The following is a 5,492-nucleotide window of genomic DNA, read 5'->3' on the forward strand; positions in this document are numbered from 1 at the left end:
CATCCAAAGGGCACCCGCCGCTACGTGCTAAGCCATCCTGATATCGTCCTCCGAGCCGTCACGAAATCGAAATCGACGCCCGGGCGTTGATGAACCAGATGGAAGATGGAGGCCGCTAAGCGGCCTCGTTCGCTCTGCTCGACGATTGGAGCTGGTGAAGATAGTCGGCCGCGGCCTGCGCCTTGGCGGCGGCGGTGATGATCGCGCGCTTGTCGTTCTTCAGGACGGCGAGCCAACTTGCCAGGTAGGCGGCGGTGTTATCGCGCGGATCGTGAGCCACGCCGAGATCGGCGCAAAGGAATGATGCCGCGAGTTCAGCGACGAGCTCTTCCACGGCGTAACATTCCGTTCCGAATCGGCCACTGAGATCACGGTCCAGGCGATGCTTTGCGCCGGACCAGTGCGAGATCTCATGCAGCAGGGTCGAATATAGGTGAACCTCACTTTCGAACCGGTCGCGGTCCGGCATGAGGATGTCATCGCTGGTCGGTCGATAGCTGGCCTTCGTGCCGCTGTAGCTCACCCTTGCGTTGGTGTTTCTGACGAAAACCTCGACGGTTTCAATGTGCGGAACAGGAACAATCGGCAGTTCCTCGGCCGGGCTGAAAAACCGGTCCGGCAGGTTCTCGATCTGCTCGATATTGAAGACGGTGTATCCCTTGAGGTAGGGAATCGAGCGATCCTCGTCGTCTTCGCCGTCCTTCGGCGTGAATGTGCCGTACTTGACGACGAGCGTTCCCTTTTCGCCCTTTCGGACTTGCCCGCCGAGGTCCTGCGCCTGGCGATAGGTCATCCAGGTGTTTTCCTCGTAGCCGAACATCTGGCCGGACACCCACAGCATCAGGACATTGATGCCGCGATAGGCTTCGCCGGTCGCGCGGCGCGGGATGCGGGAGTGTCGTACGCTGCCGCGCCAGGGGCGGATCCAGGGCTTGGTGCCGGCTTCAAGCTGCTCGACGATGGTATCGGTGATGCGTTGGTAGGTGTCCTTGATGCTCTGCATGGCCGTCTCCATTCCGTTGGTTGACGGCAAAGAACGGAGATGGCCGAATCGAGCCCATGCACCTGTAAGGCCGAAACGGAGTGGAGGACCGCGACAGCGGTTGCATGGGGGAGGGGCTATCGTAGCTTGTCCGTCAAATCACCCAACGGACTGAGGCGGCGCCGAAACGCATCGGACATCGACCAGCTCGACGACCGCTCGACGAAAAGCAGCTTGTTGCCTAGGGCAGGGGTTATCGACCGCGATCGTCGTCGTCGCGCTCACGGTCTCGCCGAGCCGCCATTTCGGCCTCGATAGCCTTCAGCCCGGCGCTTCTGTCCCGCTGTGGCTGCTCGGCCTGTTGTGGCCGCAGGTGTGGCTCGGTGGCCTGTCTCTCGCGTCCCAGGCGGGAAAAGTCAGAGCGGGCGGTGAAAGAGACCTCTGTATTGTCGTCGGGCAAGCGTTCGGGCAAGTCGGCGCGGTCGACGGCAATGATCCGCTCATCCGTGACGATACTGGCGACTCTATCGTCATGGCCGAGAATTTGGCCGGTGATTTCCTCTCTCGGCCGTGCCGTGCGGATATTGTGTTCAAACGGCTTCTCGCCGCACCGTTCGAGGTCGGCAAATGCAGCGCGAAGCGCTTCGCGGCGGTTCGGATTGAGAGAGTCCTCCAGCACATGCTTCATTGCCGGACTAGACGGGTCGTTTGTGGTCTCGATTGATGCCTCGATCATCCGCGGTTTGCTGATGACGGTAAAATCCACCTCATGGCCGTAATGGCGGCCAAGTTCGGCAATGAACGCCTCCTGGGCGCGACCGTTGCCCTCGCGGAATGGATGCACGTAATTGAGCTCGGCGAGCACCTGGCCCGCACGCTCAGCGAATTGCTCCGGGGTGCCAGTGCGAAGAACATCGGGATCGCGGATCGGCTTTAAGGCCTCGTCCAGTCCGAAGTCGATGCGTGAGCCATGCAGGAATGAGGTGCTGCCCTTGGAAAGGCCGCCGATCGGCTCGACGCGCTGGCCGTCGACGATCGGGCTTTCGTTGCGCGTGTGACCGGCCCATTCGTAAACGTCCTGAAAAATATACCCGTGTATGGCCTTCAGATGTTCCTTGTCGAAATTGCCGCTCGGGCCGCGGCCCTCCGCAATCTCACTCTGTCGAATATGCGTCATGGCATAGTCGGCCGGTCCCAGCTCCGAGTGTCTGGTCAGCCCGAACTTGTTGCGTAGGACACCAGTGCGATCTGGATCGCCGGGCGTGTCGGGGTAGGTGTACGATCCCTTTGACTCGTCCGCCAATACGATTCCTCATGAAAAAAGCCGCCCGTGATCGCAGGCGGCTTGTTCAAATCAGAGTTGGAGCGTCAGGCGCGCTTGAAACGCGCCTTCATCTGCTCGCGAAATTCTTCCGACGTGATCTCGCCGGCGACATACCGGGTGTTGGCCGCCTCGAGAACAGGATCGTGGGTATAGCCCTGCCGGACGTTGGCAGCGCGGGCTTGATCGGTGGCCTTCTTGCGCTTGGCAATGGCCTCCGGAGAACGATCCGGACGTGCGGAATGGATGTTCATCGGCAAAACTCCAGTTGCCTTGCACCCTAGCAAGAAAAGTGCTGAAAATCCAGCACTTTGGGTTGATTTTCGGGGTTTCTGAAGTGGGCGCCCGGCTTTGGCCGGGCGCTTTACTGCGATTAATCGCGGGGTTCCCATTCGATGATCGCCTGCAGAGTCGGGTCGTCCTGGCCCGGGAAGCGGCCGAGATTGGCGTTGAAGCTGAGGCGCTTGATCGAGAGCGTGTAGTAGGGCTTGCCCTCCGCGTTCTTCTTTTTCCAGATGCCGCCGACCTCGATGTCATGGCCGCGCGGCGACTTGGCATAGACGCGATGCGTCGGTGCTTTTTCGTTGTCCGAGCTGAACGGCACAGCGTTGATGTCCAGGTCGCGTTCGATGGTGGAGATGAGGCCTTTGCCCTTGGCGGCGTCGAGGTCGTCAGCATCGAACTGGATGTAGTTGGTGGTGGTCATGTCAGTCACTCCTCTTTGGTGGTTGCGATGATCGTTCACATGGCACGGCGGAAAGCGGTGTGCACCGAAGGCTGGAGCGAAGCGGAAGAGGCCGGAGGGCGAAAAAATTTGGCGCGCGAGGAAGCCGCAGGCGGGGAAATTTTTGCGCTCTCCGGCTTTGCGCAAACCGCGTCGACGTGCGAACGAGCGTCAAAAGCGACCACCGCAGAGGCGTGAGACATGGACGTATTTGGCAACATTCCCCCTGTTCGGTGTCCGCCTGACGCGACAAGATATGAGCCTATATTAGCTATTCTCTGAACCGATGCAACGAGCTTTGCCGGGTTTTGCGCCAAAACGCGAAGCAATATGGCTCATGTCATTTGCCATTCGATAGCACCATTGTGGCTATCTACGGTTAAGGCATCTTTGAGGGCTTGGCGCGGCGATAGAGATGCGGACTTTCGATCTCAGCCGACCAGATCCCCAGACCGTTGCCACGCGCGCGGTTTTCGGCCTCCCCGTACTCAACCAGGCTGATAGGATGGGATGACGGCAGATATCGAAGCATCGCCTCGGCTAGCCCGGCGTTCACCATAGCGAGGCCCACATCGGTATCGCCGATGAAGCACTGCCCGACCAAACGGCGATACCGGTCCTGGTCGATGATTTCGCAACGGACATGCTGTCCGTCGATCATCTTTCGAAGGTAGCTGCGAGCAATGACACCGCAACGCCAGGTCTGGCCGCCCTTCAAGCCGGTCTGGTCGAGTTCGCATGCATCGATCGCAGCAATCCGAATGCGCTGCTGACGGATACTGATCGTGTCACCGTCGATTACCCGCGCCTGGCCGGACCATGCCGACGGCTCGGCCGCCGCCTCCATGCACCAGATTACGGCCACGGCCGCCAATATCGTTCGAAATCTCAATTCAATGCCTCCATGGAATTACGGGCTGCCAGCCCGAAAATCGAGCGGGCAAGATGAAGCTCGCCAGCTGTGGCGCGGTCCGTCATGGCCCGCAAGTAGCCGCCCGGCGATTTAACTTCCTGCCGGTCGTATTTCTGCAGCGTCACCGCGATTGCGACCGCTGCTTGCTGCTCGCCCATCTGTTCGATGGCGCGGAGTCGCGCATCATCGGAAATGCCCGTCAGGCGGCACATCTGCGGCACGAGCCGCGCCAGATCGGCCCAACTGCGGGGCAGGGCAAAGCCGTAGGCCTTTAAGGCCGGTATTGCCCGCACCAGGTCATGCAATGCCACTACCGCCTGCGGCTGGCGCCTTCGCCCGTTGACTTGGCGCAAACCGCCCCCCAGGCTTGGTTCATAAGCCCTCTTGCTGGCGGAGCCAGCCTCCAGCAAATGAAGCTGTTCGGCGTCAGTCGAACGCCGATTATCATTACTCTCTTCAAGAGGATCAGGGTTTGTAGTCTGTTTGTGCATGCCGTTTTCGGCATACGTGCATGTCGAATTTTCTATTTCCGACGCAGATTCTGAACGCAGTGGAAGCTGCATCAAGCGCTCCACAAACCAGTCGAAAAGGGCCGAAGCACGTCGGAGAAGGGCGCTTGGTGCCTTGGAGGCAACGCCGACAAGGGCGACGACCCGTTCGACGCGGCCCGCAATGCGAGCCAGGACGCGATCCGACGGTGCCGTAATCGTCGCCAGAGCATAGCGTAGGTTGCGCAGCGCGCCGCGATAGCGGCGCAATGCTGCGCTCGCGGCCGATTTTTCGGCCTTGGCCTGCCGCACGAGCTGGTCGAGATCTCGATAGCGGACGATGAGGATCCGCATGTCGATGCCGCAACCGTCTACAATCGCACCATCGCGATTTCGCACCGGGTAGCGCTTGTAATTTCCGCTATCCTGCATCGTGATCAAGCCAGCGTCGAAAAGGCTGGACAGCATACGGCTCACACGACCGGCTGAGCGGCCGATCTCGAAGCCGAGCTGCTGGTTGGACTTGAAGATGATCGGACGGCCGGACTTGTCAAAGGCCTCGGCCGGGGCCGTGTTGACCAGAGTCACCAAAAGATGGCTTTCGGTCGCACTGATCAATCCAGTGCAAGTGAGGTTTTGTGCAAGCACGGCAAGCTGGCCGCGCGTCACCGTTCCGATCTCGGCCGACTGTGCCAGTCGCCGGTAATCGGCACGTTGTGGCGTCATTCGGCGACCGATTGGCCGCCGATCGGTTTGGGGGTCACCCATGTCCTCGTCTCCTTTGTTAGGGACCAGGCAAAGCTTCCCCGTTCACCGAAGCGGTGTTTATCAGTTGACAAGGAAGGGAGGGTTTGCGAGAAAGGTTTTGGCTTATTTTTTCACTGCAAACCCGCTTCCGGATTTTCGTTCGGGAGCGGTTTTTCTTTTTCTGGGCCGGTCTCTGTCTCTCCGTCTTGAAACGTTAGAATGCGCGAGTCGGAATCATGCTGATTCCGATGATTTGCAGAGCATAACCGGAATAACCGTTTTGGCGCAAGAATTGTGCTACATGCGCCGCCCGCCGG

At 59.8% G+C, this 5,492-nt stretch carries 7 protein-coding genes; 1 reads left to right on the forward strand and 6 read right to left on the reverse strand.

Annotation, left to right across the window (positions count from 1 at the left end; genetic code table 11):
- Window positions 1-115: 115 nt before the first annotated feature.
- The 4 genes from E5X88_RS33130 to E5X88_RS33145 all read right to left on the reverse strand — a co-directional run bounded on the left by E5X88_RS33130 (window position 116) and on the right by E5X88_RS33145 (window position 3,009).
- Window positions 116-1,003, reverse strand: a complete 888-nt coding sequence (locus E5X88_RS33130; protein ID WP_292168457.1) for a zincin-like metallopeptidase domain-containing protein — start codon at window positions 1,001-1,003, stop codon at window positions 116-118.
- 232 nt (window positions 1,004-1,235) lie between these two features.
- Window positions 1,236-2,285, reverse strand: coding sequence for a Fic family protein (locus tag E5X88_RS33135; protein ID WP_292168459.1), 1,050 nt, complete (start codon window positions 2,283-2,285; stop codon window positions 1,236-1,238).
- Window positions 2,286-2,350: 65 nt separating this feature from the next.
- A complete protein-coding gene (locus E5X88_RS33140) occupies window positions 2,351-2,557 on the reverse strand; it encodes a hypothetical protein (RefSeq protein ID WP_292168461.1) in 207 nt (68 codons plus the stop codon).
- A 119-nt stretch (window positions 2,558-2,676) separates the two neighbouring features.
- Window positions 2,677-3,009 (reverse strand): DUF736 family protein, encoded by a 333-nt coding sequence (locus E5X88_RS33145; protein ID WP_095483088.1) that lies wholly within the window; start codon window positions 3,007-3,009, stop codon window positions 2,677-2,679.
- Between the two features lie 27 nt (window positions 3,010-3,036).
- Between E5X88_RS33145 and E5X88_RS33150 the strand changes: the two genes are divergently transcribed.
- Window positions 3,037-3,225, forward strand: coding sequence for a hypothetical protein (locus E5X88_RS33150; protein WP_292168463.1), 189 nt, complete (start codon window positions 3,037-3,039; stop codon window positions 3,223-3,225).
- Window positions 3,226-3,406: 181 nt separating this feature from the next.
- Here the strand turns inward: E5X88_RS33150 and E5X88_RS33155 are convergent, their stop codons facing one another.
- A complete protein-coding gene (locus E5X88_RS33155; RefSeq protein ID WP_292168467.1) occupies window positions 3,407-3,874 on the reverse strand; it encodes a thermonuclease family protein in 468 nt (155 codons plus the stop codon).
- A gap of 41 nt (window positions 3,875-3,915) precedes the next feature.
- A complete protein-coding gene (gene repC, locus E5X88_RS33160; RefSeq protein WP_292168465.1) occupies window positions 3,916-5,196 on the reverse strand; it encodes a plasmid replication protein RepC in 1,281 nt (426 codons plus the stop codon).
- Window positions 5,197-5,492: the final 296 nt, after the last annotated feature.

The sequence above is a fragment of the Mesorhizobium sp. genome, assembly GCF_004962245.1.
Taxonomy (GTDB): Bacteria; Pseudomonadota; Alphaproteobacteria; order Rhizobiales; family Rhizobiaceae; genus Mesorhizobium.

What these genes read in the sequence shown, in the direction of transcription:
- E5X88_RS33130 (WP_292168457.1), bottom strand. Translation starts at nt 1,003, where the DNA reads ATGCAGAGCATCAAGGACACCTACCAACGCATCACCGATACCATCGTC.
- E5X88_RS33140 (WP_292168461.1), bottom strand. Translation starts at nt 2,557, where the DNA reads ATGAACATCCATTCCGCACGTCCGGATCGTTCTCCGGAGGCCATTGCC.
- E5X88_RS33145 (WP_095483088.1), bottom strand. Translation starts at nt 3,009, where the DNA reads ATGACCACCACCAACTACATCCAGTTCGATGCTGACGACCTCGACGCC.
- E5X88_RS33150 (WP_292168463.1), top strand. Translation starts at nt 3,037, where the DNA reads ATGATCGTTCACATGGCACGGCGGAAAGCGGTGTGCACCGAAGGCTGG.
- E5X88_RS33155 (WP_292168467.1), bottom strand. Translation starts at nt 3,874, where the DNA reads ATGGAGGCGGCGGCCGAGCCGTCGGCATGGTCCGGCCAGGCGCGGGTA.
- repC (WP_292168465.1), bottom strand. Translation starts at nt 5,196, where the DNA reads ATGGGTGACCCCCAAACCGATCGGCGGCCAATCGGTCGCCGAATGACG.